Below are 25530 nucleotides of genomic sequence, written 5' to 3' on the forward strand. Positions count from 1 at the left end.
GGATTAAATGCAGAAGGCCAGAATGACCATGGCAATGGAGGTGCCGGAAATCAGGTAGGGATAAATCTGGAGCTGTTCGCTACGCGTGTTCACCTTCCTGTCCGACGGAGTGACGTAAATGACGTCATTCTGCTGGATGTAGTAGTAGGGGGAATGGAACAGGTCGCTGTTCCGCAGGTCCACCTTGGACGCAATGCGCTCTCCCTGTGATTCCCGGATAACGTAAATGTCACGGTTGCCGTCCATGTTCAGGTCTCCGGCCTTGCTCAGCGCTTCCAGCAGCGTCAGGCGTTCCCCCTTGATTTCATAATTGCCCGGCTTGGACACTTCCCCGAGCACGGAGAATTTGAAGTTCATCAGGCGCACGCTGACGGCGGGGTCCTTGATGTACCCTTCCCTGATGATTTCACTTTCAATGTCGTTCGCCAGCTGGGTGCAGGTTTTGCCCACGGCCTTGATTCTCCCCAGAACGGGGAACACGATGTCGCCGTCCGTGTTCACGAAGTACCCGCGCTCGTCATCCCTGGGGCTGGAAACGCTGCCGCTGTCCTTGTTGAACATCTGCGCGAGCGTGGGGTTCTTGCTGCTGACGGAAATGAACAGGCGGTCGTCCTTTTTGATGACTATCTTATATTCCTTCCCGATGGATGCTTTCTGGTCCAGCACCAGGTTCTGGACGTAATTGACTTCTTCAGGCTTGACGCAGGCGGGAAGCGCGCACGCCAGGGCGGCGGCCACCAGCAGGCGGCTCCACAGGGAGGGATGACGGAACAGATGTAGGTATTTCATTGGATGATTAAGCAGAGGTTAGATGGTAAGGGGTTTCTTCAAGTCCAGGTAGTCGTACTTAGCGTAGGGAGAGTTGTTGCTCTTGTATTCGGGTATCAATTGCTTCATGGCGCGGATGGTATCCTCCAGATGGTGGGCTTCCGCATGCCGCACCAGCTCTTCAAAGGCTTCCTTCAGCTCGGACATGTCATATTTCCGGGTCTGGAAAATGCGGATGCGCTGGTGGGAGGTTTCCAGCGTATGTTCATAGTCCGCCAGAAGTTCTTCATAAAGTTTTTCGCCGGGGCGCAGTCCGGTGAAGACGATGCGGATATCCTTCAGCGGAGAGAGCCCTGCCAGGCGAATCATTTTTTTAGCCAGCTCCACGATTCTGACCTGTTCCCCCATGTCGAAGACGAAAATCTCCCCGCCCTGCCCCATGGCGTTCGCTTGCAGAATCAGGCGGCAGGCTTCCGGGATGGTCATGAAATAGCGGATCATTTCAGGATGTGTGACCGTAACGGGCCCTCCCTTCCTGATCTGCTCCTTGAACAGGGGAATAACGGAGCCCGCGCTTCCCAGCACATTGCCGAACCTCGTGGTAATGAATACGGTGGCTCCTTTTCCGCTCTTTTTCAGCAGGGCTTCCCCCAGGCTCTGCACGTACATTTCAGCCAGCCGCTTGGTAGCGCCCATGACGCTGGTGGGGTTCACCGCCTTGTCCGTGGAGACCATGACGAAACGCTGCACCCCGTACTTGACGGCCAGGGAGGCCAGATGCATGGCCCCCTTCACGTTATTGACCACGGCCGTGCACGGGTTCTCCTCCATCAGCGGAACATGCTTGTAGGCGGCCGCATGGAAAATCACATCCGGCCGGTACAGCTTCATGCTTTCCTCCAGCTGGCGGCGGTGGCAGACATTGGTGATGGAAGTGGCAACGGGAACGTGGGGATATGATTTTTCCACCTCCTGGCGCACCAGCCACAGCGGCGTTTCCGCGTGGTCCAGCAGAACGATCCGGCGCGGGGAAAACCGGCACAGCTGCCTGACCAGTTCGCTTCCTATGGAGCCGGCCGCGCCCGTCACCATCACCACCCTGCCCTTGATGCCGCCGGAGATTTTTTCCATGTCGATGCTGATTTCCTCCCGCTCCATCAGGTCTTCAATCTGCACTTCATCCACAGCCACGCCGGAATATTCGTGAAACGACTGGAACAGGTCGTGGGAAATCATCAGTTCAATCCCCTTTTCCAGGCAGACGTCCGCCAGCTTCTTATCTCCCAGCAAATCGTCCTTCCCCACAAAAATGACTCCCGACGCCTGGAACACATTCAAGGCCGTCTCCACCTCCGCGGCCTCCTTGATCAACCGTATCGGAATCTCCTTGATTTCCTTGCCGTCCGCCTCCGGAGCGGAAGTCAGGATGCCCACCACTTCATATTCCTCACTTTTCAGGCTTCTGATAAGGGAGGCTTTCAGGAGGCAGGCGTCCAGCTTGCCCACCAGCGCAATCCTCTTGCGTCCGGTCGTCGTGAGAGAGGAAACGGATTCGCTGGAATTGAGGTGTTCCAGCCATCTTCTCCCGCCGATGCACGCCATGCGGCACCCGATCAGGACCAGGAAGGTGATGACGAAATTGAAAATGGCGCAAACGACATGCCCCTTGTAATACGCGGGCCAGAGAAGAATGTTAAAGAGGCACAGCAGCATGCTGGCCAGCAGGATGGCCGCCATCAGCTTCTGCAAGTCCTTCATGGTCGTGAACCGGACCAGGGTCTTGTAAACGCCGGACCGCCAGAGCATGGTGCCCGTGACAGCGAGATCGAAGAGAAGGGCTACCCCCATGTGCTTGTCCACCCAGTCACCCTTGTAAATCCATTCTCCGTAATAGCAGGCCAGCAGCGTGACCAGGGAGGAAAGCCCCAAATCCAGCAGGAAGATGAATTTCCCGCTGGCATTCAGCAGATAATGCCGGGCGTAATAGAGGAATTTTGAAATCTGGCTATGAGTCTCGGTCATAAGAGCGAACATTAAAGATTCAACAAGACGTCAATGATGCGGTCCACGTCCTCCCCGGCCAGGGAAGCGCCCGAAGGCAGGCACAGGCCCTGTTCAAACAGGCGGTCCGATACGCCGGAGCCATAAAACGGGCAGGAGCGGAACACGGGCTGCAAATGCATGGGCTTCCAGAGAGGGCGGCTTTCCACCCCGGCCTTCTGGAGCGCCAGCCGCAGCGTTTCCCGGTCAAACCGGGCCTCCTCCGGATTGACCTGAACGCAGGTCAGCCAGTGGTTGGAATGGTAGCGGGAATCCGGATTTTCCAGCAGGGACAGCCCCGGCACGCCGGAAAGCCGGCGGCGGTATTCTTCATGGATGCCGCGCCTTTTTTCCAGGAAGGAGGGGAGGGAAAGCATCTGCCCGCGGCCTATGCCCGCGCACACGTTGCTGAGGCGGTAATTGTAGCCTATGTGCGTGTGTTCATAATGCGGCGCCTGGTCCCTGGCCTGGGTGGCGTAAAACTTGACCCTGTTCCGGGATTCCTCATCCGGGCAGCACAGGGCGCCCCCGCCGGAGGTGGTGATGATCTTGTTTCCGTTAAAGGAAAAGGCCCCGTACGTGCCGAACACCCCGCACTTCCGCCCCCGGTATTCGGAACCCAGCGCTTCCGCGGCGTCTTCCAGCACGGGAATGCCGTATTTCCCGGCAATCTCCATGATCTCCCCCATGCTGGAGGGCATGCCGTAGAGGTCCACCGGAATGATGGCTTTGGGGGTGCGGCCCGTCTGCCTGATGCGGTCCCGGATGGCTTCCTCCAGCATCTCCGGAGACATGTTCCACGTCTTTTCCTCACTGTCCACAAACACCGGGGAGGCCCCCTGGTAAATGATGGGATTGGCGGAAGCGGCAAAGGTCATGGACTGGCAGAGGACTTCATCCCCCGGCCCCACTCCCAGCATCACCAGCCCCAGATGAAGGGCGGAAGTGCCGGACGCCAGGACCACCACATGCGTTTCCCCCAGGTATTCCTCCAGTTCCCGTTCAAAAGCGTCCACGTTCGGCCCCACCGTCGTCACCCACTTTGATTCAAAGGCTTCATGCACGAACCTTTCCTCCGCCTCCCCCGTGCAGGCGAGGGAGAGCCAGACGGTGGATTTCTTCTCCGGCGCAGGGGACGGCTTCTTTTTCAGCACGGCGGGACAGCCCGCATAAGTGCCTCCCACCAGCGCATCCCGGACCAGGGTGGAATTGGCGCCCAGGACGACGTTTTCCTTCACCGTGCGGCACGGGAGCACCACGGACGCGGCCCCCAGGAAATTGGCATTACCCAGCGTCACGCCTCCGGACACCTTGCAGCCGTTGGCCACGACGTTCCAGTTTCCCAGCGTCACGTCATGGCCGATCAGGGAACCGCAGCTGAACAGGTTGAAATCCCCCATGTCCACATGACAGCTGAAAATGTGGCCGAAGCTGATGACATTCCCCTTCCCCATGGCCACCCGGCCGCGGTCATAAAACTTCACATCAGGGGCGATGATATTGGGAAAATCCAGCAGGGGATTATCCAACAGGCCGGAAATGCGTTCCAAAGCCCGTGGCGAAGCAATCGCGATCACGACGGAAAGAGGCTCCTTCCAGGCATTCAGGTCTTCCACCGTGCCCAGCACGCGGCCGTACTCGTTTTCCGTTCCGGCGGCCACCCCGTCATCAAAGAAACCTATCAAATCCCAGGAGGGGGACTCCCCGTTGATTGCGCGGAGGCAGCAGGCCGTTTCCCTGCCGAATCCCCCGGCGCCGATGATTGCTATATTCTTCTTCATTTTCCGGAACCCGTGAATTTTTCCATGGTGGCGCTTCCCTCAGCGCTGATGCCCTGGCGCTGGACCACCTTCGCCAGCGTTAACAGAATGATGCGCGCATCCAGCAACAAGCTCAGATGGTCCACATACCAGACGTCCAGTTCAAATTTGCGGTCCCAGCCGATGGAGTTGCGCCCGTTGACCTGGGCCCAGCCCGTAATGCCGGGCCTCACGTCATGGCGGCGCGCCTGCTCCGCACTGTACAGGGGCAGGTATTCCGGCAGCAGCGGGCGCGGACCGATAAAGCTCATCTGCCCCGCCAGCACATTGAACAGCTGGGGCAGTTCATCCAGGGACAGGGAGCGCACCAGCCTCCCCGCGCGCGTCAGCCGCCGTTCGTCCGGCAGCAGTTCTCCCCGGGCATCCTTTTCATCCGTCATCGTCTTGAATTTGACGATGCGGAACAACTTGCCGCGGCGGCCGGGCCGCGTCTGGCGGAAAAACGGCGTGCCGCGGTTGGCGGCGGCCAGAAGCGCCGCCAGCGCCAGGAACGGAACCAGCAGCACCGCCAGCACAATCAGGGCGGCGGAAAAATCCAGCACCCTCTTGATGCAATTACCGTAAATCATGCCGACGCCCTCCCGTAAAAATGGAGCAATGCTTCCCACACCATCCGGCAGCTGAAGCGGCTTTTCACCTGTTCCGCCGCTTCCGCGCCCATCCTCCCGCGCCGTTCCGGGTCGTCCCGCATGGCCGCCATGGCCTGCCGGAGAGCCTCTTCATCCCGTGCCGGAACCAGCAGGCCGTTCACGCCGTCTTTCACAATCTCATTGCACCCGCATATATCCGTGGCAATGGAGGGCAGTTCCATGGCACCCGCCTGCAGCAGCGAATTGGGAAATCCCTCCCGGTAGCTGGGCAGCACGAACGCGTCCGCGGCTTCCAGCCAGGGCCGGATATCCTCCTGAAAACCGGGGCGGAATACGCCGGGCACGTCCAGCTTGTCTCCGGCGTAATCCTCCGTCCATCCCACCAGAGCCAGAAAAACGGGAGGACGCCCGGTCTCTGCGCGCAGGGCGGAAAACGCGGCAAGCAGCTCACGGATGCCCTTGTCTTCCGTAATGCGCCCCACAAAAACAAACAGCACGGCATCTTCCGGCAGTTCCAGACGCTTCCTCACTTCCTCCCGGCAGCCGGAACGGCGGAAATAATCAGGATCAACGCCGTTGACGTTCCCGTGGGCCAGGATTTCCAGGGGCTTGCCCGTCACCTTCTCCGCCATCAAGAGCTGCCGGACGCCCTCCCCCTCCGGAATAACGTGGGTGGCAAACAGGCAGGTCAGGCGGTCCATCTGCTTGAGCAGGAACTTGAAGGCCCCCTTCCGGTAGGGAAAAATCAGGCCGGTGAAGGTATGGACGCGGACCGGAACGCGGGCAAGAGCCGCCGCCGCCATGCTCAGCAGTCCGGCCTTGGGGGTCACGGAATGCACTCCCCACGGGCGTTCCCTGCGGAACAGCAGGAACAGGCGCCACAGGCTTTTCAAATCCTTCCACAGGGAAATGGTCCGTTCCATCTCCAGCTCCACGGTTTCCACGCCTTCGCGGCGGCGGATGCGCGCATGCTCCGCTCCGGGGGAAGCCACGGCAAGAACGTCAAAAAACCCGTTCAGGTAATTCAACTGGCCCTTGAGCAGCAGGTCCAGCGAGATAGGGGACGCCGCAACCCGGATAAGCTTCCTTTTCATGCGTTGTAAATATTCATGTAAAAGGTGAAGGCGTAAACCACCGGGATAAAGCAGGCCAGTTTCTTTTCCTGGTCCGCCCAGAACCTCTGCTTGAAAAAGGGATAGATGAAGACAAAGCCCATCAGGAACCAGGAAAGCTGGGCGAACCTGTTGCTGAACGCCGCGTACATGCAGAGAATCCAGAACGCATTGGCCGCAATGTAGATGTTCAGCAGCCACGTATACATCACGTCCCGGTATTCCTCCCGGAACAGGAAGTAACAGCCCGTCACAATGGGGAGCGCGCTGTAAATCAGGAAATCCCAGCGGAAACCCACGCTGCTGAACAACGCGGAGGACGCCTTCAATTCATCCGCCTGGTTGATGTAAAGGGTCAGGCGCGGATCATCGAAAAAGCCGGAGGAGGCGATCATCTCCCCAATGGCGGGACCGGCCAGAATGACGGCCAGGATGCTCCCTACCCACGCCGCCACGTAATACCGCGTATCCGTGATAAACCAGGCGCAGGCTCCCGCGGCGGCCAGCAGCATCATGGACTTGTGCAGGCTGACGGCGAGCACGGTGCAAAGGAGCAGCATTTTAAGGTTGCTGCGGAAGGTGAGGCCCAGAATCATCACGGAGGCGGCCATGCCGTTGCGGACGCCGTTGACCCCGTACACCCAGAAGGTGAACATGGCGCACGTAATCAGGAAGGGAATGAACCACCGGGCTCCGAAAATCCTGTAGCTGGCCAGGGCCAGCGCTCCCACGTATACCGCGGAACAGGTCAGGAAATAATCGTGCACATTGCCGTGCTGCGCCCACACATGCAGAATGACGGCAAACAGCCATTCTCCCTTCATGCCCGTCAACTGGGCTTTCCAGTTGCCCGCCTCCCCCTGCTGAAGCGTCTGGAATTCCGCGGCGTAATTGATGGTATCCCCAAACTCTGCGCTGACGGGACGCGCGCCCATGTACATGATCAGGGCGACGACGAATAAAAAGCCGGCCAGACTGTCCAGCCTGGCGGTGGAAGCGGAAAAGATTCCTCCCGTTCCCGCCTGATAAACCGCACCAAGGATTAAAAAAAGAATGGTCCAGTTAAACAATGCAGTGTATGAGGAAATGGGAATAAAATCGAAACACATGCCAAGGCAAAAACGGGCGCGGCCGGACATTAGCGGATTACCAGTCCGTTTGAAAATACAGGCCCGGAAAAGCTGGCAAATTCAGCCTCTTAGGCAGGGGAGGAAAAACGGCTTTTCCGTTGGGATAAAAATCCAGAAACTCCTTAAAGTTTATATTGTCAGAATCTTCGATTGACAGCGGACTGGTAATCCGGTTTAATATTTGGCCCTCAAAAAACGATTTTTCTTTCCCTTTATCATTATATATTGAATATGAAGAAAATAGCAAATGACTCTAACTATACGATAATGTAGAAAACAGCTTTTCGGCATTGTTTGACGCGCCCGGATGCCCTATCGTTTCCTCCGGTCCGGGCCATGTCCCCTGCTTCCGTTCCGGCAGGCATCCTGTTCATGGCGGCGGAGCCTTTACGACCGCACCCATGCACCACCCTGTTCAAACCATTCCGGAGGCTCCCCTCGTCAGCATCATCGTTCCCGTGTACAACCTGGAAACGTGCGTTTCCTCCTGCCTGGACAGCCTGCTGCGCCAGACCTGGTCACCGCTGGAAATCATCCTGGTCAATGACGGTTCCACGGACCGCACGGCGCACATCCTGAACGCCTATGCGGCGCGGCATCAGAACATCCGGGTCATCACCCGGGAGAACGCGGGGGTGGACGCCGCGCGCTACGCCGGCATGGACATGGCCGCGGGAGAGTATGTGATGTTCGTGGACGGGGACGACGCCATTTTTCCGGACAGCGTGGAAGCCATGGCTCAAATGGCCGTCCGGGAACGGGCGGACGTCGTCATCGGAGACTACGTCCGCCATCTGGACCGCTTCGGCCTCTTCCGCAGGAAGGACGGGCATATCCCGCACAGCCGGGTGGTGGAAAGGGAGGAATTCCTGTCCTCCTACCATTCCGGCTTCTTCGGCATGGACAGGCACGGCCTGTTCTACACCTACGGGAAAATGTGCATCAAGCTTTACAGAAGGGAATTCCTTTTGTCCAGCCGTCCCTCCCCCAGCGGGCTCAGGTACGCGGAAGACCAGCTGTTCAACCTTCAGGTATTCCCCAGGGCGGAACGAATCGCCGTGCTGGCAAAGGAGGTGTATATCTATAAATTCGGAGGGGTGACCGGGAACCTGTCCCTCTCCCTGTTTGACGACATGCTCCGCCTTCATTCCCTCAAGCTGACCCTGACGGACCGGGAAGACTGGAAAAAAAGCGAACTGGGGGCCTTCCTGAACAACGTGCGCAGCTTTCTGGCAACCCTGGCCGTCTCCGGAAAACTGAAGGCGGACGGCATGCCGCAGGCGCTTGAAAAATTGAACGCCAGCTCCATCTGGCGCCACGCGCTGGAAGCCTATCCCGCCCGTGACGACGCCTTCCTTTCCGCCATGCGCCGGAATGACGCCGCGGCGGCCTATGCGGAACTCAGCCGCCATACCTTCCTGAAAAAAATCGCCTACAGGCTGCGCCGGATCCTTCTGCGGCTGGTCCGCTGAATCCATTCCCGCACCGTGGGAACGTCCCCACGCTCCCCGGCACAGCCGCCGCAGGGCCGGAAAAAGCCGGAGCCGGGAAGAAACAGTTTTTTATTGCGTTCCGGGCGGGTAAATCATATATCCCAGCGGTTCAGCCTCCACCGTTTTTTTCCTACCTTCCATGCCCTCCATTTCCTTCCTGAAAAACCTCGGAGTCCTGCTGACGGGCTGGCTCCTCTTATGCTGCGGCGCGGGAGCGGCGGAAAACGGCAGAATCCTGATGGTGACGGAAGCGACCTTCCCGCCCTACGAATTCCGGGAGGGGAACGCCATCATGGGCATTGACCCGGAAATCATGCGGGAGGTGGCCCGGCGCACCGGCAGGGAGCTGGTCATTGAAGACATGAGCTTTGACTCCGTGATTACGGCGGTGGTCTCCGGAAAGGCGGACGTGGCCGCCTCCGGCATCACGGTCACTCCGGAACGCAGGGGAAAGGTGGACTTCTCCATCCCCTACGTGGAAGCCGCGCAGGTCATCATCGTCCCCAAAGGCTCCCCCATCCGGGGCCGGGAAGACATCCGCGGCAGGAGAATCGGCGTGCAGCACGGAGCCACGGGAGACACCTACGTCACCCGGAACATCCAGCAGCCGGAACGCTTCCCCAACGGGGCGCTGGCCGTAGCCGCCGTGGCGGCGGGCAAGGTGGACGTGGCCGTAATTGATCAGGACCCGGCCAGAATGTACGTGGCAGGCAATGACCGGCTGGAAATCCTGCCGGAACCCCTCACCTCAGAATCCTATGCCATTGCCGTCCGCAAGGGAAATCCGGAACTTCTCCAGGACATCAACAGCGCCATTGCGGACCTGAAAGCCTCCGGCAGGCTGGAGGAAATAAGGACCGCGTACGCGGCCATGCAGGTCAAGTCCGCCGCGGAAGCCGGTAAACACGCCGCCGGGGAGAACTGGCTGGAAAACATGTGGCTGGACCTGAAGGACTCCTTTGACGTCAACTTCATGCAGGAAGGCCGCTGGAAATACCTGGCCAACGGCTTCCTGGTCACGGTGGAGGTCTCCTTTTTCTCCGTCCTGCTGGGCATCCTGATGGGCTTTGTGGTAGCCGTCATCCGCGCCACGCATGACAAGACGGGCAATTTCCGCTTCCTGAACGCCCTCTGCAAACTGTACCTGACGGTCATCCGCGGCACGCCCGTGGTCGTGCAACTGCTCATTATCTACTTTGTGATCTTCGGTACCGTGGACGTCAGCAAGGTGCTGGTGGCCGTGGTGGCCTTCGGCTTCAACTCCGGCGCCTACGTGGCGGAAATCATCCGCGGCGGCATCATGGCCATTGACAAGGGGCAGTTTGAAGCCGGCCGCAGCCTGGGCCTGGGATACGCCCAGACCATGATTTTCATCATCCTGCCCCAGGCCTTTAAAAACGTGCTGCCCGCGCTGGGGAACGAATTCATCGTGCTGCTGAAGGAGACCAGCGTCTCCGGCTACATTGCCCTCCAGGATTTGACCAAGGGCGGCGACATCATCCGGAGCCAGACTTACACCGCCTTCATGCCCCTGACGGCCGTAGCCCTGATTTACCTCTCCGTGGTCATGCTGTTCAGCTGGCTGCTCGGCAAACTGGAAAGGAGACTGAAAAACAATGAATGAACAGCCCGGAAACACCCCCATGTTCCAGATCAGCCGCCTGGTGAAGGAATTCAACTCCGTGCCTGCGGTCAATGACGTCACCACGCAGATTGACCGGGGGGAAGTGGTCTTCATCGTAGGGCCGTCCGGCTCCGGGAAAAGCACCTTCCTGCGCTGCCTGAACCTGCTGGAGGAACCCACCTCCGGGGAAATCCTCTTCAAGGGGGAGCTGGTCACCTCCCCCCGCACGGACGTCAACCAGTTCCGCCGGCACGTAGGCATGGTCTTCCAGCACTTCAACCTTTTCCCGCACCTGACCATCCTGGAAAACATCACGATCGCCCCGGTCAAAACGGGACGCTCCACCAGGAAGGAGGCCGTGGCCCAGGCGGAAACCCTGCTCCGGCGCATCGGGCTGTACGACAAGAGGAACTCCTATCCCCTCCAGCTTTCCGGGGGACAGAAGCAGCGCATCGCCATCGTGCGCGCGCTGGTCATGAATCCGGACGTGATCCTGTTTGACGAACCCACATCCGCCCTGGATCCGGAAATGGTGGGGGAAGTGCTCTCCCTGATGAAGGACCTGGCGCAGGGTGGGCTGACCATGGTGGTGGTCACCCATGAAATAGGGTTTGCGCGGGAGGTGGCCTCCCGCGTCCTGTTCATGGACAAGGGAAAAATTGTGGAAGAAGGGCCTCCCGCCCAGGTGATCGACCACCCCGCCAACCCCAGGCTGAAGGAATTCTTCTCCAAGGTGCTCTGACGCGGCCAGTCCCGGAAAATTCTCCGCAGGAGACCTGCCCCGCGCCCTCCTGCCGCCGAAGCAGGAAGCAGCGAAGACCGCCTTACTTCTTCTTCTCCCTGATCTCCCCCCTCATGCCCAGCTTGACGTCCACGGGGACGGAGACCGGCTCCACAGGAACCTTGTAAATCATCCGGAACCTGAGTTTTTGCATATTCTCCGGCTCTTCAAACTGCAGGCGCCTTGTCCATTCACGGTAGGAGGAGTTCATTCTGCTCCCCCCGCCCCGGGATTCGGTTTCCAGAACTTCGTCCTTCTCATTGAGAATTTCAAAACGGTCCAGGTCGAAGGAGCTTTCCACCCCCAGCCCCAGAATCATTTTCCTCATCTTTTTTCCGTTCCTTTCAAACGTACTGCACTCTTTCAGGAAAAGCCTGCCTGTAGGCACGCTTTCAGACAGGACGATGTCTCCGCCGCCCGCTTCCTCCCGGTCATTGGCTCCCGGCAGCGGCACATGCTCTTCCGCCTCTTCTGCCAGGGGAAATTCGTACACAGGGCTCTCCACGGAACGGGAGACGGGAACGCGGAACACCCCTTTCAGCCGTACCCAGGAAGCGTCCGGAGAAGGCAGTTCTCCGGCAACTCCATTGACGGTTGCCTGTACTATTCCGCCTTCACTCCGCGGGTACATGCTGCCCATCCTAAACTCTGCCGGGGCCAGCTTCCTGCCGGTGGAATCGGTCGCCTCCAGATACTGGATACCGTCATTGTATCGCGATCCAAAGCCCAAGGGGGACTTGACGCTGAAATTTACTCCGAACTTCAGCTGCAGAGGGGATTCCTGGGGCGCTCCGTTAATCCACATGCTGTTTTTTTCCATGCCGACGGAAACAAAAACGACCTTCACCGGATTTTTTTCCTCCGGCTTGCCGCCGCCCCACGCCGCCGCTCCCAAAGCCGCAGCGGCGCACAGCAAAAACCGGGCAACAATAATGCTCTGCCTGTTCATCCTAGTTCTCCTTGTTCGGGGTATCCTGTTGTTCCACGGCGCCGGACAGGCCGCACTGGATACGGACGGGCACCATGATTTTCCTTAATCCCTCCGCATATTGAACGGCCACCTTCAGTTCCTCCTGCTTCTTCCCCTGCATCCGGAAGTACCGGCCCCAGTCATACCTCTTCAGGGAGCGTCCGGAGCTGGAACCGTAATTTTCCGTCACCAGCGGAGCGCCATCCGGGGAATGCAGTTCAAAATCCAGAAAGCCAAGCGGAGTGGAAGAATGGACTTCCACCCTCAGCATATACCCCTTCGTGTCGTCTCCGCCCTCATCATAATGGCCTTTCAGTTTGACCTTCACGTCCCCGCCGTCCAGTCCGGCGTTCTTGAGCACCAGAGGAACGGAGAAATCCTTGACCGTCATCTTGAGCGTCACGCTCTCTGAAACGGCGGGGCTGCTATATATCACCAAGGGAACCTCCCCTTTGACTTCCACCCACCTGGCTTTTTCCGAAGGCAGCCAGGACGGCGTACTTAAAAAAATTGTTCCGGCTATGTTGCTCTGCTGGTAGGAACGGGAATCACTGTAATGGCAATTCGTTTTGGCAGGAGAACTTCCTTCGGAATCCGTCAGGGCCAGCTCGGAACCGGACTCCCCGCCATAAGCCACCTTCCATGAAGAAGACGTTTCCCTGACCTTCAAATCCATGGAAAACGACCGGCTGGCTTTTGAAAACGGCCCGGCCTCCTGGAGGTTCGTTCTCCAACCATCCAGGGAAACGGTTACGGCAGGTTCTTCAGGGCTTTCCTTTCCGGCAGCGGGGCCGGAAACAGCCGCGCAGCAGAACGCGGCCAGCCAGGGCAGGCAATAGTGAAGCATAGGCAGGGGGGGTAAGGGTACTTTTCCAGCATAACACGTTCGCAGAACGGCACAAGATGAAAAGAGACCGCCGCCAAGGAAGAAGCGCCGGTTCCGGCAAAACGCTAGCCTGCTTTCTTTCCTCCCCGCTTTTCCGCCTCCTCCCGTATTTCCCCGCCTATGCCGAACCTGGCATCTACAGGAACGGAAACATACTTCAGGGCAGTTTTATAAACCAGCCGAACCCTGCATTTGTCTGCATTCATTTTTTCCGGAGGGGAAAACGTAAAATCGGCCGTCCAGGTTGTTGACTCATCATCAATCTCCGAATTGTCAAGGGACTGGTACTCCAGCACTTTCCCATTCTCGTCAAGAAGCTGGAATTTTTCCGGACGGAACGCGTTATTCGCGTCCAGACAAATGCTGAGCATGAGCTGTTTTTTTCCATCCTCCGTCACCCGCTCGCATTTTTTCACATACAGGTTCCCCACCGGCAGCTCGCACGGTTCCACCACATCGTTCACATTCCCGCCGTTCTCTTCCTCAATGCCAGGAAGCGGAATGAAGGCGGCGGCGCCCTGCCTTAAAGGCAGTTCGTAAACAGGGCTTTCCAGCGTGCGCGCCACCGGGACCCTCAGGCATCCCTTCAGCCGGATCCAGGCACAGCCGGCAGGGGGCAGATTGGCCGCAGTGCCTTCAATTACCGTGAAACTCACTCCTTTTCTACTATTTTCATTCAGCCATGCCGTTTGAAATTCCACAGGGGCCAGCTCCCTGCCATCCGCTGCCCACCTTCCCAAAGACTGGTTTTCCACCACGCTACTCTCTCCAAACCCCCAGGGTTCGCGGATGAAAAGAACGGCGCTGCACTTCCATTGCAGTACCCCTTCCCCGCCGTCATTCCCTGTGTCCCGCTTCAACCCCGCTTCCCTAAAGACGATTCCCACTTTTTCCTCCATTTTCCCCTCTTCCGCTCCCCGGCACGGGTGCCAGCCCGGCAGGAAGAAGACGATGCCGCACCATAAACAATGTATCGCCTTCATGGTTTCCGCTGCCGTGAAGTTTCCCGGACCATTCCGGACAAACCGAATTTCAGGTCGACAGGCACGTCAATCCGTTTCAGCTCAGTCATGTAATTCACCAAGACCTGTATCTCCCCCTTTTCTTCCGGTTCCAGCCTGTAATCCCATTCCCAGGAGAGGGAACCGCCGGAACCGGAAGAATAGCCCCAGCTCCAATTTTTTCCCATCACGGGAGTACCGTCCGGTTTCATGAGCGTCACTCCGCAAATACCCAGCATGCGTGACGAAACCAGCTCCACGTTCAGGTTTATTTTTCCGGAATCCTTATTGAGCGACCTTGTTATTTTCAGAGTAGCCTGCGCGTCTCCCTGCCGGCCGTCATCCATCAGGCTCCCGCCTTTCAGAACAACATGGCGTTCTTCCTTTTCCTTGTCCATGGAAAAAAGACAGCCCTCGGACGTCACCTCCTTCTCCGCTGTCACCAGCAGCATATTCCCCTTTACACTCACCCAGCGGGCGTCCGGAGCGGGAACCCAATCTTCCGTTTCCATCCTGAATTCGGGATCGCGGGCATGCAGGAAATCAACATAATCGGAAGGAACGTTCCCGCCACCGGTGGAATCACGTATCTCCAGGCGGATGCCCTCCTTTCTGCTCCCTATGATTTTGCCGGGACCGGGATTGGAAAAACCCAGCACGACCTGGAACGTTCTTTCCGGTTTTTTTATTCCGGGCTCCCAAGGGATTTTACTTGTAGCCGACAGAAGAATGACGGAAACCGCCTTTTCCGCCGGCGCCTCGTCACCCGGCGCGGAAACGCCCGCAAACAGGCAAAAAACGGGGATTGCGAAAAAGATTTTCATCAGGGCAGTTGTTACAGTAATTCACGCTAGCATTTCCCTTTCAAGGATCAAGAGTAAAATGAAAACGTCAGGAATTCACTCCCTCTGCCGCCGCATGGGAACGGTGGCAGCGCAGCATTCCGTTTCCGCAGAGCCGCCTTCCGGCCATATTGTAAAACCGGGAAGCCGCTGCCGGAAAACTTCTCCGCCCGGATGAAATGTCCATCTCGAGCAATGCCTGACGCTATGGAAAGCCGCAGGCAGGCATGGCGCCGCCTCTCTCCGGAAAGGCCTCACACGAGACCTCCGTTTTTACAACACGATATCCACGTTGTAGGACTCCTCAATCAACAGATAGTCACACCCATGCTGCCTGCATTTCTCAAGGTTGTCCCTGTTTTCACGCAGCAGGCTCTCCCGTGTGCAGGACGCCTCATCCATGCGCTGCTCAATCGCGTTTGCATGGTCCATGATGTCATGGTAATGCCTTTGAATATAATCCTCTGAAAAAATCAGGCAAACATACCGGATCTGCTCCCGGCAGGCCGGTGTAAAATCCTTCTTCCAGTCAAAGGGGATATAGCACCCTTCCACCACCAGATTCTGCCCGTTTTCCATGGCGGTTTTTACAATTTCCCTGATGACGCTCCAAAGGAAGGGGGTGAGCTCTTCATCTGGGCTTTCAGGTGCAAGGGGACATATTCCGCTGCGTATCAACCCCAGCTTTAAATGGTCAATGGATAAATAGGGATAGGAATATTTTTCAAGCGCCCGCTGCGCCGCAAGCGTTTTTCCGGTATGCGTGCCGCCGCCAATCAGCAGAATCACCGGAAATCCCTCCTCCGGCGTCCCTGCGAGGCATGCTCGATTCGCCCGATGCGGGCAACGCCCGGCATTGTTCCATTTCCGTTATCCAGGTTCATGTTGATTAACTGTGGACATATTTTACAGGATTTCCCGCAAGCCGCGTGTTTTGCCAAAAAAAACGAGCCGGGCCGCACAGAGGGGGAACAGCGGGCGCCCCTCCCTACAGGCATTTTGCCCTGCTTTCCGGAGGCACGTTCTGCGGCTAGGGACCCTAAAGTTCCAGTTGCTCCGCCAGCTTGATTTCCGCAAACATTCCATTCAAGCCTGCCATATACGCATCCTGTACTGTCTGGGCCGGGATGGAATGCTCCATGATCTTCAAATCCCTGGCAGCGCAGGCGTCATACAGGAGCGTGACGGGAATGCCGTAATCCTTCGCCGCGCGCACGGTGGTATCAATGCACATATGGGTCATCATTCCGCAGACAACCAGTTCATTCACTTCCCTGGCTTGCAAGAGCTCCAGAAGATTCGTCCGGAAAAAGCTGTTTGGAGCATGTTTCACGACAACCGGCTCATCCCCCGCGGGAGCAATGTCCGGATGGATTTCCGCGCCGACGGTATCCGGGAGGAAAAACGAAGCGTCCGGACGGGTGTTGATGTGCTGGACAAAGATAACGGGAAGCCCCTTTTCCCGGAACCGGTCCAGTACGGCCCTGGTCCGTTCAAGCGCTTCAACGGCGCCCGCCAGTTCAAACCGGCCGCCGGGAAAATAATCATTTTGAACGTCAATAATAAGCAATGCCTGCATCAGCTTCTCCATCCGGCCATTTTTCCAGTTCTTGCAGAGGCGGGCAAGGAAAATTACAGGAGCGCGTGTACTCCTCTCCTCCCCGCTACCGCTGCTTTTGCGGAATCTGGCAGAATGAAGTAATACGTTTGACGGAAGCATCCCGGGAAAAGAGCCTCACAGCGGCCATACCGGGAAGGAGACCGCCGCGGCCGCTTCCGGCCCGGCGCAGCCCATCCGCAGGAAGGCCGTCCATCCAGCAACAAAGCCTTTGCCGTCTCCGGCAAAGGCTTTGAGAATGGCGCCCCGTCGCGGGCGCGGAATGGATCGGAACCTTAATTGCTGTAGGAGGATTCCACGCGCTTGGCTACGTCGCGGTAGCCGTATTCGGCGTCGTAAATCTGCTGGAACGCCGCCAGGGATTCCTCCTTCTTGTCCAGCTTTTCATAAAGCAGGCCGATCATGTAAAGGATTTCCTTCTTGGTGTCATTCATTTCAATCAGTTCCTTGTTGGCTTCCTCCAACTGGCGCAGGGCCATATCATGCATGTTCTTGGCGTCATAGCACTTGCCTAGCAACAGCATGGCGCGGATGCGGATATGGGGGTTGTTGCGGGCGCGCTGGAGCTCCGGAATGGCTTCCGTGTAGTTGCCGCAGTCGAAGAGGGCCTGCCCCAGTTCAAAGCGCGTCTGCGGGTCCGTGGGGTTGTTTTCCACGCGCTGGCGGCACACGGCCACCTGCTGTTCCGCCGCTTCCTTGCTGAACTGGGCGAGCTGTTCCTGAAGTTCCTTGTTGTCCGGCTCCGCGGCGGCGCGGCGGCGGATTTCCTCCACCTGGGCCTTGCGGTAGCGCTCATTCATTTCAGAGGCCTTGTTTTCCAGGGAAATATCATTGTTGCTGAGGCTGAACGCGTAGTTGTAGAAGGAATAGGCATTCGCCCAGTCCTCCATCTGTTCATAGACGCCGGCGATGTCGCGCACGGCGGCCAAGTCCTGCTGGTTCTGGGCATAACGGGCGGAAAGGAGCCCAAGGCGTTCTTCCAGCTCCGCACGGGTGAGGCCCTTCTTGTCGCTCTTGTCCAGGGAGTTCGTTTCCGCGGAGTTCTTCATCACGTCCCGGAAGCTCTTGGCTTCCTCCCACTTCTGCTGCTGCATCGTGGCGCGGGCCATGCAGTCTTTTTCACTCTTCACGGCCACGCTGTCCGTGGGGTCCAGCTTCACGAGGTCATGGTACACCTCAGCAGCCTGGGCGGGCATGTCCCGTGAAACGTAATGGGAGGCCAGCATGTGGAGCATCTTCTTGTTGCCTGGATGGCCCTGGCGGACGGTTTCCAGCGCAAAGGCGGCCAGGTCCGGGAAGCCCACGTCCATGGCGGCCGTGTACAGGGCCTCGTTGACCGGAATGCTGTAAGGATCATTTTCCAGTTCGTCTTCCAGCGCGGAAAGCTGGGTGGCCGCATCCTTCTTGGAGGAGGTGAGCTTGCTGGTGCTGATTTTCATGCCGCTGAACAGGCCGCCTTTCTTGGCTTCCGGGTTCAGCTTGATTTCACAGGCGCGGAGCGCCCTGCGGCCTTCCAGAAAGCCGGGAAGCTGCTTCACCAGGGCCTTGAGCAGGCTGACGGCATAGGGATAATTGTTCATGTCCACCGCCTGGCGGGCGCGCACCCAAAATTCGGCCTGCTGGGGGGTCAACTGTTCTTCTGTAATCGTTTCAATCATGGAACTATATAAGCGTAAATGGTGAACAACGGCAGCGCTCCAAACGGGGAGGCTCCGCATGTAATAGTTTAATGCTATCAGCCGGGGAGGCATACTTCAACCTTGTTTTTTGTTCCCGTTAGGAAAAAATACGCCGTATGAGACTGGATGCTCTTTTATCCCGCTACGGGTACTGTTCCAGGCGGGAAGCGCCGGGCTGGATCAAACGCCACTCCATCACGTTCAAGGGAGAACCCTGCTCCGCCCCCACGGACAAGGTGCAGGCGGAAGGCATCCTCCTGGACGGGGAGCCGGTGGAGTTCCCGGACGGCCTGTACGCCGCCCTTTACAAGCCCGCGGGATATACGTGCAGCCATGACGACGGGGAGGGAGACGTGATTTACGACCTGCTGCCCTTCCAGTGGCGGCACAGGAACCCCGCGGTTTCTTCCGTAGGACGGCTGGACAAGGAAACATCCGGCCTGCTCCTCATTACGGACGACGGGAAATTCATCCACCGCATGACGTCCCCCAGGCATCACGTCGCCAAGGTTTACGAAGCCGTCACGGAAGAGGACATTCCGGCGGAGGCCGTGGAACTGTTCGCCTCCGGAACTTTCACGCTGAACGGGGAGGACCGCCCCTGCGCCCCCGCCGTGCTGGAAATCCTGGAACCGCGCCGCGCCCGGCTGACGCTGACGGAGGGGAAGTACCACCAGGTGCGCCGCATGCTGGCCGCCGTGGGCGCTCCCGTGGCCTCCCTGTGCCGCATTTCCATCGGCTCCCTGCATCTGGACAGCCTGAACCTGGAGCCGGGGGAATGGATGCCCATCCGTCCGGATGCGCTGTAATCCTCCTGTTCGCCATGTGGATTCCCATTTCCGACGCTCCTATTGCCTGCTTTCCGCACTTTGAGGTGGCGGCGGAGTCCGGGGACTGGATTGTGGTGGACAAGGGCGCGCCCCTCATCGTCCACCCGTCCAACGGGAAGAAGGAGCCCAACCTGCTGGAGGGCGTGGAAGCCCTGCTGAGCTATGAAATAGCCAACGGAGCCGCCCTTTCCCTGGTCAACAGGCTGGACCGGGAAACCAGCGGCCTGACGCTGATCGCCAAGAACAAGGCGGCGGCGCGCGAGCTGGGGAGGGCCATGCAGCGGCGCAGGATGCACAAGGAATACCTGGCAATCGTGCAAGGCCGGCCGGAGTGGGCGGAAACAACCTGCGCCGCCCCCATCCTGAGACAGGGGGACGTCGCGGAAAGCCCCATCTGGGTCAAGCAGGCCGTTCACCCCGCCGGGAAGGCATGCGCCACCGTTTTCCGGACGGAACGGACGTGGAACACGCCCCGCGGCCCGCTGGCCCTGGTCCGGTGCATTCCGGAAACCGGACGCATGCACCAGATACGCGTGCATCTGGCGCACCTCGGCCACCCTATTCTGGGAGACAAGATTTACGGCCCCTCCGAAGCCTGCTATCTGGAATACATCCAGCACGGCTGGAGCCGGGAGCTGGAAGAACGGCTGATCCTGCCGCGCCATGCGCTGCATGCCTGCCGGCTGGAGTTCCCGTTTGATGAAGAAGTTTTCACCGCGGAAGCCCCGCTGCCGGAAGACATGCGGCAACTGCTTGAAGCGGGGGATTAAAGAAAATTCCGTCAGACGACCGGAATGACGTCATCCCGGTCAAAGCGCACTTTCGCCAGACGGGCGTATTTGTCCGCCTCTTCATCCCGGTAGCCCAGGGCCAGGGCGCAAAGCGCATAGTACGGGGAGCCTTCCAGGTTCAGAATGCGGTCATAGGCCGCAGGGTCCATTCCTTCCAGAGCGCAGGTATCCACCCGGAGGTCAGCGGCGCAGCTCATCATGAACCCGAGGGCGATGTACACCTGGCGTTCCAGCCATGCCTTCAGGACTTCCGGAGACTTGGAATCCACCAGTTCAAAAATGCGCGCGCGGTACTGGTCCAGGGATTCCATGGTGACGCCGCGCACTTCCACGATGCGTTCCAGATAGCGCTGCACATCCTCCGGCTTGAAGTCCCTGCGGGCGCAGAAGACTACCAGATGGGAGGCGTCCGTAACCTGGGGCTGTCCCCAGGAAACCTCCCGGAGCCGTGAGCGCACAGACGGATCCTGCACGTCGAGGAATTTCCACATCTGGAGACCGAGGGAGGAAGGACTCAAATGCAGGGATTCCAGAAGGGCCTCCCAATCCTCCGCCGGAATTTGGCGGTCCGGGTTGAATATCTTGGTGGCATAGCGCCATTCCAGCGTCTTGATCAATTCCTGAGCGTTCATATTCGTATAAAATGATTGATGCGGGAGCTTTCCGCGGTAGCCGGCGCGCCGGGCGGCGTTGCCGCCATGGCATGCGCCGCGGTTTGCCCCATGTCATGGCATCTTCCCCGTTTCCTCCCCGGAATGCAAGCCAAGGTTCCGGCACAAGCGCGGCAGCGGGTTCTTGCGGAAAAACTTTTCCTACCCGGTACGCCGGAAGCCCCAGCCCTCCCTGAAAAGAAGATGAACGTGGACGGACGAATTGTAAAAATGCGGCCTTGGACCGTGTCCGGGGGGGGCCATGAACAAAAGCTGATTCGTTCATCTTCCAGCTTCACTCACCTTGAGGACGGCCTCTCTCGCATTCCGCTCCAACCAGGGAATCCCGGTTTCCCGGCCCCTGTAAAATCACGCAACCCCGGAGAAAAAGCCCCCCTCTCCGGAAAAACGTCACACAGCCCGGGCAGCTTCCATCCCTAAAAACACGGATGCCGTAACAAGGAGAAACGCTTCCGGCGCACCCATTACAAGAGAACCGCGCCCTTCTCCGGACATTAGAGGAACTTGACCGGCATGTAGTCCCCGGTCTGCTGAATGGTGAAGCTGATGCCCAGGCCGAATTCGTTTTTATTCCCGTTCTTGCGCACGAACGCTCCCACGCCCAAATACCAGGAACCCATGTTGTGGTACACGTTGTATTCCTGAATGTCCAGCTTTCCGTCCAGCAGGGAGAAGCGCCACTTGCCGCTGAATGCCCAGGCTTCCGAAAAACGCTGCAAAACGCGCAGGTCAAGCTGGCTGCTGTCCTCCAGCAGGGAGTGCTGGTTCAGGTAACGGTGCCCCACCACGAATTCCGTGGAGCGCCACGGCATGAAGCGCAGGGAGTTGTTGTACTCATGGCAGCCGGAAATCTTGTCCTTCCCCAGGATGGGGGCCTGCATTTCCGACCGGTATTCCATCCACGGAACGGGGTTCCAGCGCATGAAGGAGAAGAGGTTGGAGAAGTCCCGCTGGTTGATCGGGTCATACAGGTACGCATCCATGAACACATCCCAGGAAAACCAGCGGTGGGAATTGGCGTCCCGGCTGGTCATCAGCATGTTGCGCAGGCCGTACCGGAATACCAGCCCCGTGGGGAGGGAGTCAATCTCCGTATACCTGCCCAGGCTCAGGGACGGCGGATTGGTGGTGGGGGTGTCTCCGTCAATCTGGGGATAAAGCTCGCTCAGGCGGTTGGTCTTCACGTACGCCAGCGTAAAATGGGGCTGCACGATGTGGTTCATGCCGTTCAGGCCCAGGGAATCACTGTACACGGAGGAATAACGGCGGGAAAATTTGAAGTCCGCATCCGTTCCGGCATAAAAAATCCCCTGGTTGAGCGGCTTGTAGTCCTCCACGCCGTAATACCCGGTGTAGCCCCCGCCCAGTTTGGGCGTCAGGTTCAGGAACCCCATGATTTTCTTGGAGGCGGAAATTTCATGGAAGGAATGGAACCGGCTGTAGCTGTCCGTCATCAGCATGCGGGCCCAGTAATCATAGGAAGTGGTTCCGGGCTCCATCTCGTCCAGCATATCCTGGATTTCCGTCCGCATGAAAGGGGGGACGTACTGCTTCAGGAAGGCGAAGCTGGTGCGGCTTTCATACATGACGGGAGAACGGAAAATGGGGGACTTGATGCGTTCATAGCTGAACTCCGTCCGCTGGTCCGCCATGTAGAAGTTGTTGGGAACGAAACGCTGCAGCAGTGAAAAATCATTCGTGTCGTCCGTGCGGGAGAGAAGCACCGTATTATCCGGAGAAGAATTGCGCTGATAGATTTCCGGATAAAAGTCGCGGAGCATGTACTCGTCGCTCAGCATGTTGACGTTGGCCTTCAGCCGCCAGTCCGTGCGGGCGTTTACCCGGTGGGACCACATCTGCTGGAGCGCCAGCCGCCACCGGTCCGGGTCCAGGTGCTCGCGGTATTCATCATCCCCGGCGTTAATCTTCACCCCCTTGTCATGGGTTTTGTAAAAGGACAGGCCCGTCATGTCCGGACAGTCCTTTTCCAGCAGCACGTCACGGATGTCCAGCCCGTAGGCGAAGCCGCGCCTGGTGCGGTAATCCACATGGAGGGTGCCCAGATAGTCGGCGGAAGGCATGCCGTTGTCCGACCATTTTTCCCCCAGCAGGAACCCGTATTCATTCAGGAGGTAAGGCCCCCAGATGGACCGCATGCCGGGAAGGGGAAGATAGCCCACCTCCGGATTCAGGGAATGGCTGAGATAGGGAAAGTAAAAGAAGGGAACGCCCCCGTAATGCAGGGTCAGGTTCTTGAAGGAGAACCTGTCTTCCGGATACACGCGTATCCTGTCCGCTGAAATCCAGGTGAGGGGTTCGCTGACGTCCTCCGCCGTAACGGAGGCGTTACGGGCTTCCAGATAGGTCTTGCCGGCGGCGTCCTTCCGGGATTCAAACTTCCCGCTGCGCAGGATCAGCCCTTCCATCTTCGCCCGGATGGCGTCCGTGAGGAGCACTTCGTTCTCCCAGTCGAACTCCGCGCTGCTGGCGCGTATCAGGCTGTTGGTGCGCGTCTTGCTGTCGCTCTGGTAAATGGACAGGTTCCCTTTCAGAAAAACCCTGCTCCGGTCCATATCCGCCTGCGCGTAATCCGCAAACACCTCCACCCCGGTATCCGTGACCATGTGCACGCGCGGGCCTTCAAAAATGATCTTCCTGGCTTTCTCCACCCTGATGGGCCCGTCATTGGTGATGGAGATATTGGAGGGAATCTGCGGCATGAGCGTGCCGGAAAGCAGGTTCCCCGCCATTTCCCCCTGGGGTTCTTCCTGCCCGGAACCGGAGGACGGGGAGGACGGCGGCTGTCCCGCGGGCGTCTCTGCAAACAGGGGAGCGCCGGCAATCAGCGCCGCGGCACCCCATAGCTTTGCATTCATCCCAATCATGGCTAGTCCACAGAACACTATGAGAAAGGACAAAAGACAAGCCTAATGTCACATTTCTCCGCCAGTGGAGCGGAAATTTACCGGGTCAGAATGCCGTTGGCAATGATGCCCCAATCGGCGGCATTGCCGTCTCCGGCGTCATCCACGCGGATTTCCAGCTTCCTGCCGCCCTCCACCGCCGCCTTCACCGGAACGGAGGAGCCGTCCTTGAGCACGGGGGTTTCCACAAGCTTTTTGCCGTCCAGGTACACGCCGAATTTGACGCTGCCGCGGGAACCGAAGGGCAGCCCCACATCCGCGCGGAACTCCTTCCAGCGTCCGTCCAGGTCATAGGAAAAGACGGCCGGAGCATGCGCCAGGATGAAGCGTTCCGGCTTCCCGATCGTCCTGAAGAAAGGCACGGGCCCCAGGTCAGACGGAAAGAGGACGTCCCACAACGGCACGGCCCAACCCACCTGAGCCACGGAGGGCTTGCAGTCATTCAGGCTGACGCTGGCGGTTTCCGCAGGAATCTGTGCAGGGGTAGCCTCCAGGGAGGGGTCCTGGCGCTCCAGGGCGCGCTTCCAGATGGGGAGCCATTCTTTCACCTCCGGACGGGAGCCATGCTTGCGCTCCACCTCCGCGAGGGCCTTCCGGGCTTCCTCCGCGCGGCCGCGTATCCACAGGTTCTGAACGTCGCCGAAGTAAACGGTCTGGGCCAGCGAAGGAGTCTTGGCCCCCTGGGCGTCCATCCACACGGGCAGCGTAATCATGCTGCGGGTGCTGTCGCAGTTCAGCACGGCCACCCGCATTTCTATAAAGCCACCCCTGTAGCCGGGCCGGCAGATGGTGAGGTCAAACTCTCCCTTTCCATTCAGGGAAGCTCCCACGGCATTGGAATCATAATCCGAACCGCCGGGAGGGTCCAGGTGGACTACGATTCCATAAGCGGGCCGCGTCAGGCGCACCCGGCCTTTCAGCCGCAGGCCGTCCTTGACGGGAATGGCCTCCAGCCGTTCAAAGGAGCCCGGAACGTACTTCCCGATCATGCGCCCGTAGGAGGCATCCGCGGGAAGCTCCGTCTCCACGCCGTTGAACAGGGGAACGCTGGCCAGTTTCAGGGCGTCCGTAGGCGCCAGGAAAGCCCCCTTCCCCTCGTTGCGCAGTTCATTGCCGTACGTGGAATTGCCGTGGCCCATCAGGGAATCCCCCGCGTTGGGGTAGTCCCATCCGTTGCCCGTGTGCGGAAGGCCGAAGGAATGCCCCAGTTCATGAGCCGTGCCGCCTATGTAAATGGTGGCGTTCTTCCCCTTGGTCACCTTGAAGCGGCCACCCTGCATCATCTCCGTATCCAGGAAGCTGGCGGGATCCAGCCCCTCCTGGTCGCAGGTCCAGCCCGTTCCCTGGTGGCTGAAGCCGCCGCCGTAATAAGGCCCTACGCCGTCCGGCAGCTGGCACACGATCAGCACGTGTTCCTTTTCAATGTCAATCCCCTTGGACGCCAGCACCTTCCTGGCGGCTTCCCGGGAGACGGGACCGGAGCTCTGCACGTTCATCTCGCTCATGGGCCTGTCCACATAGGCATCGTAAATGACCAGCTTCCCCCGTTCGTCCAGGTCCAATTGGAACGTAAGCGGAGGAAACCCGTTGGCCTGCATCTGGTCCGCATAATAGGCCTGGATGTTCTTCAGGATATGGTCATACCGTTCCCGGTATCCTTCAAGGGCCGGCCTGTCCTTGAACGTTACGTAAACCACGTGCAGCTTTCTGGAAGACTTGGGCTTCCCCTGGTGATAGGCGCTCAGGGCCTTCCATGCGGCGCGCGCGTTGGCGGCATCCCCGGGATTCACCGTCCAGCTCACGGGCAGGCGGGTGAACTCCGCCCCTTCCCGGGCCGCGGGAGCCGGAGACCGGGAGGCTGATTCCGCATCCTTCCCCATGGCGGGGGCGTTCCACGCCCCGGCGCCCAGGGCCAGCAATAAGACAAAAAAGCGTTTCGACATAAAATCCATGAACCGAT

The 25530-nt window shown here is 58.8% G+C and carries 21 protein-coding genes and 2 pseudogenes; 6 read left to right on the plus strand and 17 right to left on the minus strand.

Annotation, left to right across the window (positions count from 1 at the left end):
* Positions 1 to 3: 3 nt before the first annotated feature.
* The 7 genes and pseudogenes from P8A25_RS09785 to P8A25_RS09815 form a co-directional block, all read right to left on the minus strand.
* The gene (locus tag P8A25_RS09785; RefSeq protein ID WP_022396187.1) at positions 4 to 789 is read right to left on the minus strand and encodes a polysaccharide biosynthesis/export family protein; all 786 of its coding nucleotides are present in this window, start codon (positions 787 to 789) and stop codon (positions 4 to 6) included.
* An 18-nt stretch (positions 790 to 807) separates the two neighbouring features.
* Positions 808 to 2790 (minus strand): UDP-N-acetylglucosamine 4,6-dehydratase family protein, encoded by a 1983-nt coding sequence (locus P8A25_RS09790; RefSeq protein ID WP_180972969.1) that lies wholly within the window; start codon positions 2788 to 2790, stop codon positions 808 to 810.
* A gap of 11 nt (positions 2791 to 2801) precedes the next feature.
* A complete protein-coding gene (locus tag P8A25_RS09795; protein ID WP_404838808.1) occupies positions 2802 to 3959 on the minus strand; it encodes a DegT/DnrJ/EryC1/StrS family aminotransferase in 1158 nt (385 codons plus the stop codon).
* A gap of 399 nt (positions 3960 to 4358) precedes the next feature.
* Positions 4359 to 4589, minus strand: a pseudogene (locus P8A25_RS09800) (serine acetyltransferase); the annotation flags it as partial.
* Positions 4586 to 5194 carry a sugar transferase gene (locus tag P8A25_RS09805; protein ID WP_102727452.1) on the minus strand — a complete coding sequence of 203 codons (609 nt, stop codon included), beginning with the start codon at positions 5192 to 5194 and terminating at the stop codon, positions 4586 to 4588. The pseudogene P8A25_RS09800 and the gene P8A25_RS09805, both read right to left, overlap by 4 nt.
* Complete coding sequence (locus tag P8A25_RS09810) at positions 5194 to 6312, minus strand: glycosyltransferase family 4 protein (RefSeq protein ID WP_102727394.1); 1119 nt, start codon at positions 6310 to 6312, stop codon at positions 5194 to 5196. Before P8A25_RS09810 ends, P8A25_RS09805 begins: the two co-directional genes overlap by 1 nt.
* Positions 6309 to 7400 (minus strand): EpsG family protein, encoded by a 1092-nt coding sequence (locus P8A25_RS09815; RefSeq protein ID WP_180972967.1) that lies wholly within the window; start codon positions 7398 to 7400, stop codon positions 6309 to 6311. Before P8A25_RS09815 ends, P8A25_RS09810 begins: the two co-directional genes overlap by 4 nt.
* Before the next feature lie 461 nt (positions 7401 to 7861).
* Between P8A25_RS09815 and P8A25_RS09820 the strand changes: the two genes are divergently transcribed.
* The 3 genes from P8A25_RS09820 (at position 7862) to P8A25_RS09830 (ending at position 11319) form a co-directional block, all read left to right on the plus strand.
* Complete coding sequence (locus P8A25_RS09820; protein ID WP_022396193.1) at positions 7862 to 8932, plus strand: glycosyltransferase; 1071 nt, start codon at positions 7862 to 7864, stop codon at positions 8930 to 8932.
* A gap of 160 nt (positions 8933 to 9092) precedes the next feature.
* Positions 9093 to 10577 (plus strand): ABC transporter substrate-binding protein/permease, encoded by a 1485-nt coding sequence (locus tag P8A25_RS09825; protein ID WP_215443154.1) that lies wholly within the window; start codon positions 9093 to 9095, stop codon positions 10575 to 10577.
* Positions 10570 to 11319 (plus strand): amino acid ABC transporter ATP-binding protein, encoded by a 750-nt coding sequence (locus P8A25_RS09830; RefSeq protein WP_022396195.1) that lies wholly within the window; start codon positions 10570 to 10572, stop codon positions 11317 to 11319. The genes P8A25_RS09825 and P8A25_RS09830 overlap by 8 nt, the downstream gene beginning before the upstream one ends.
* Before the next feature lie 82 nt (positions 11320 to 11401).
* Here P8A25_RS09830 and P8A25_RS09835 read toward each other — a convergent pair whose 3' ends face one another.
* The 7 genes and pseudogenes from P8A25_RS09835 to P8A25_RS09865 all read right to left on the minus strand — a co-directional run bounded on the left by P8A25_RS09835 (position 11402) and on the right by P8A25_RS09865 (position 18333).
* Positions 11402 to 12307 carry a hypothetical protein gene (locus P8A25_RS09835; RefSeq protein WP_102722365.1) on the minus strand — a complete coding sequence of 302 codons (906 nt, stop codon included), beginning with the start codon at positions 12305 to 12307 and terminating at the stop codon, positions 11402 to 11404.
* 1 nt (position 12308) lies between these two features.
* Positions 12309 to 13175: a hypothetical protein gene (locus P8A25_RS09840; protein WP_215443156.1), complete on the minus strand. Its 867-nt coding sequence runs from the start codon at positions 13173 to 13175 to the stop codon at positions 12309 to 12311.
* 104 nt (positions 13176 to 13279) lie between these two features.
* Positions 13280 to 14197 (minus strand): hypothetical protein, encoded by a 918-nt coding sequence (locus P8A25_RS09845; RefSeq protein ID WP_102722367.1) that lies wholly within the window; start codon positions 14195 to 14197, stop codon positions 13280 to 13282.
* Positions 14194 to 15039, minus strand: coding sequence for a hypothetical protein (locus P8A25_RS09850; protein ID WP_102727387.1), 846 nt, complete (start codon positions 15037 to 15039; stop codon positions 14194 to 14196). Before P8A25_RS09850 ends, P8A25_RS09845 begins: the two co-directional genes overlap by 4 nt.
* Before the next feature lie 291 nt (positions 15040 to 15330).
* Positions 15331 to 15855: pseudogene (locus tag P8A25_RS09855) on the minus strand (zeta toxin family protein); the annotation flags it as partial.
* 241 nt (positions 15856 to 16096) lie between these two features.
* Positions 16097 to 16636, minus strand: a complete 540-nt coding sequence (locus P8A25_RS09860; protein WP_215443160.1) for a cysteine hydrolase family protein — start codon at positions 16634 to 16636, stop codon at positions 16097 to 16099.
* 314 nt (positions 16637 to 16950) lie between these two features.
* Positions 16951 to 18333 carry a tetratricopeptide repeat protein gene (locus P8A25_RS09865; RefSeq protein WP_215443162.1) on the minus strand — a complete coding sequence of 461 codons (1383 nt, stop codon included), beginning with the start codon at positions 18331 to 18333 and terminating at the stop codon, positions 16951 to 16953.
* Positions 18334 to 18470: 137 nt separating this feature from the next.
* Between P8A25_RS09865 and P8A25_RS09870 the strand changes: the two genes are divergently transcribed.
* Complete coding sequence (locus P8A25_RS09870; RefSeq protein WP_102722371.1) at positions 18471 to 19163, plus strand: pseudouridine synthase; 693 nt, start codon at positions 18471 to 18473, stop codon at positions 19161 to 19163.
* Between the two features lie 14 nt (positions 19164 to 19177).
* On the plus strand, positions 19178 to 19954 hold the full coding sequence (locus P8A25_RS09875; RefSeq protein WP_102730620.1) for an RluA family pseudouridine synthase: 777 nt from the start codon (positions 19178 to 19180) through the stop codon (positions 19952 to 19954).
* 11 nt (positions 19955 to 19965) lie between these two features.
* Here P8A25_RS09875 and P8A25_RS09880 read toward each other — a convergent pair whose 3' ends face one another.
* Positions 19966 to 20607 (minus strand): NAD(P)H-dependent oxidoreductase, encoded by a 642-nt coding sequence (locus P8A25_RS09880; RefSeq protein ID WP_215443170.1) that lies wholly within the window; start codon positions 20605 to 20607, stop codon positions 19966 to 19968.
* 123 nt (positions 20608 to 20730) lie between these two features.
* On the opposite strand from P8A25_RS09880, the gene P8A25_RS09885 reads away from it, so the two are divergent.
* Positions 20731 to 21066 (plus strand): hypothetical protein, encoded by a 336-nt coding sequence (locus tag P8A25_RS09885; protein ID WP_404838678.1) that lies wholly within the window; start codon positions 20731 to 20733, stop codon positions 21064 to 21066.
* Positions 21067 to 21140: 74 nt separating this feature from the next.
* On the opposite strand, the gene P8A25_RS09890 is transcribed toward P8A25_RS09885, so the two are convergent.
* Together P8A25_RS09890 and P8A25_RS09895 are read right to left on the minus strand one after the other, a co-directional pair.
* On the minus strand, positions 21141 to 23522 hold the full coding sequence (locus P8A25_RS09890) for a hypothetical protein (protein WP_404838679.1): 2382 nt from the start codon (positions 23520 to 23522) through the stop codon (positions 21141 to 21143).
* Between the two features lie 86 nt (positions 23523 to 23608).
* The gene (locus tag P8A25_RS09895) at positions 23609 to 25513 is read right to left on the minus strand and encodes an NPCBM/NEW2 domain-containing protein (RefSeq protein WP_215443173.1); all 1905 of its coding nucleotides are present in this window, start codon (positions 25511 to 25513) and stop codon (positions 23609 to 23611) included.
* Positions 25514 to 25530: the final 17 nt, after the last annotated feature.

Origin of the sequence: Akkermansia sp. BCRC 18949, assembly GCF_045011645.1 — a bacterium.
GTDB classification, from domain to species: Bacteria; Verrucomicrobiota; Verrucomicrobiia; order Verrucomicrobiales; family Akkermansiaceae; genus Akkermansia; species Akkermansia massiliensis.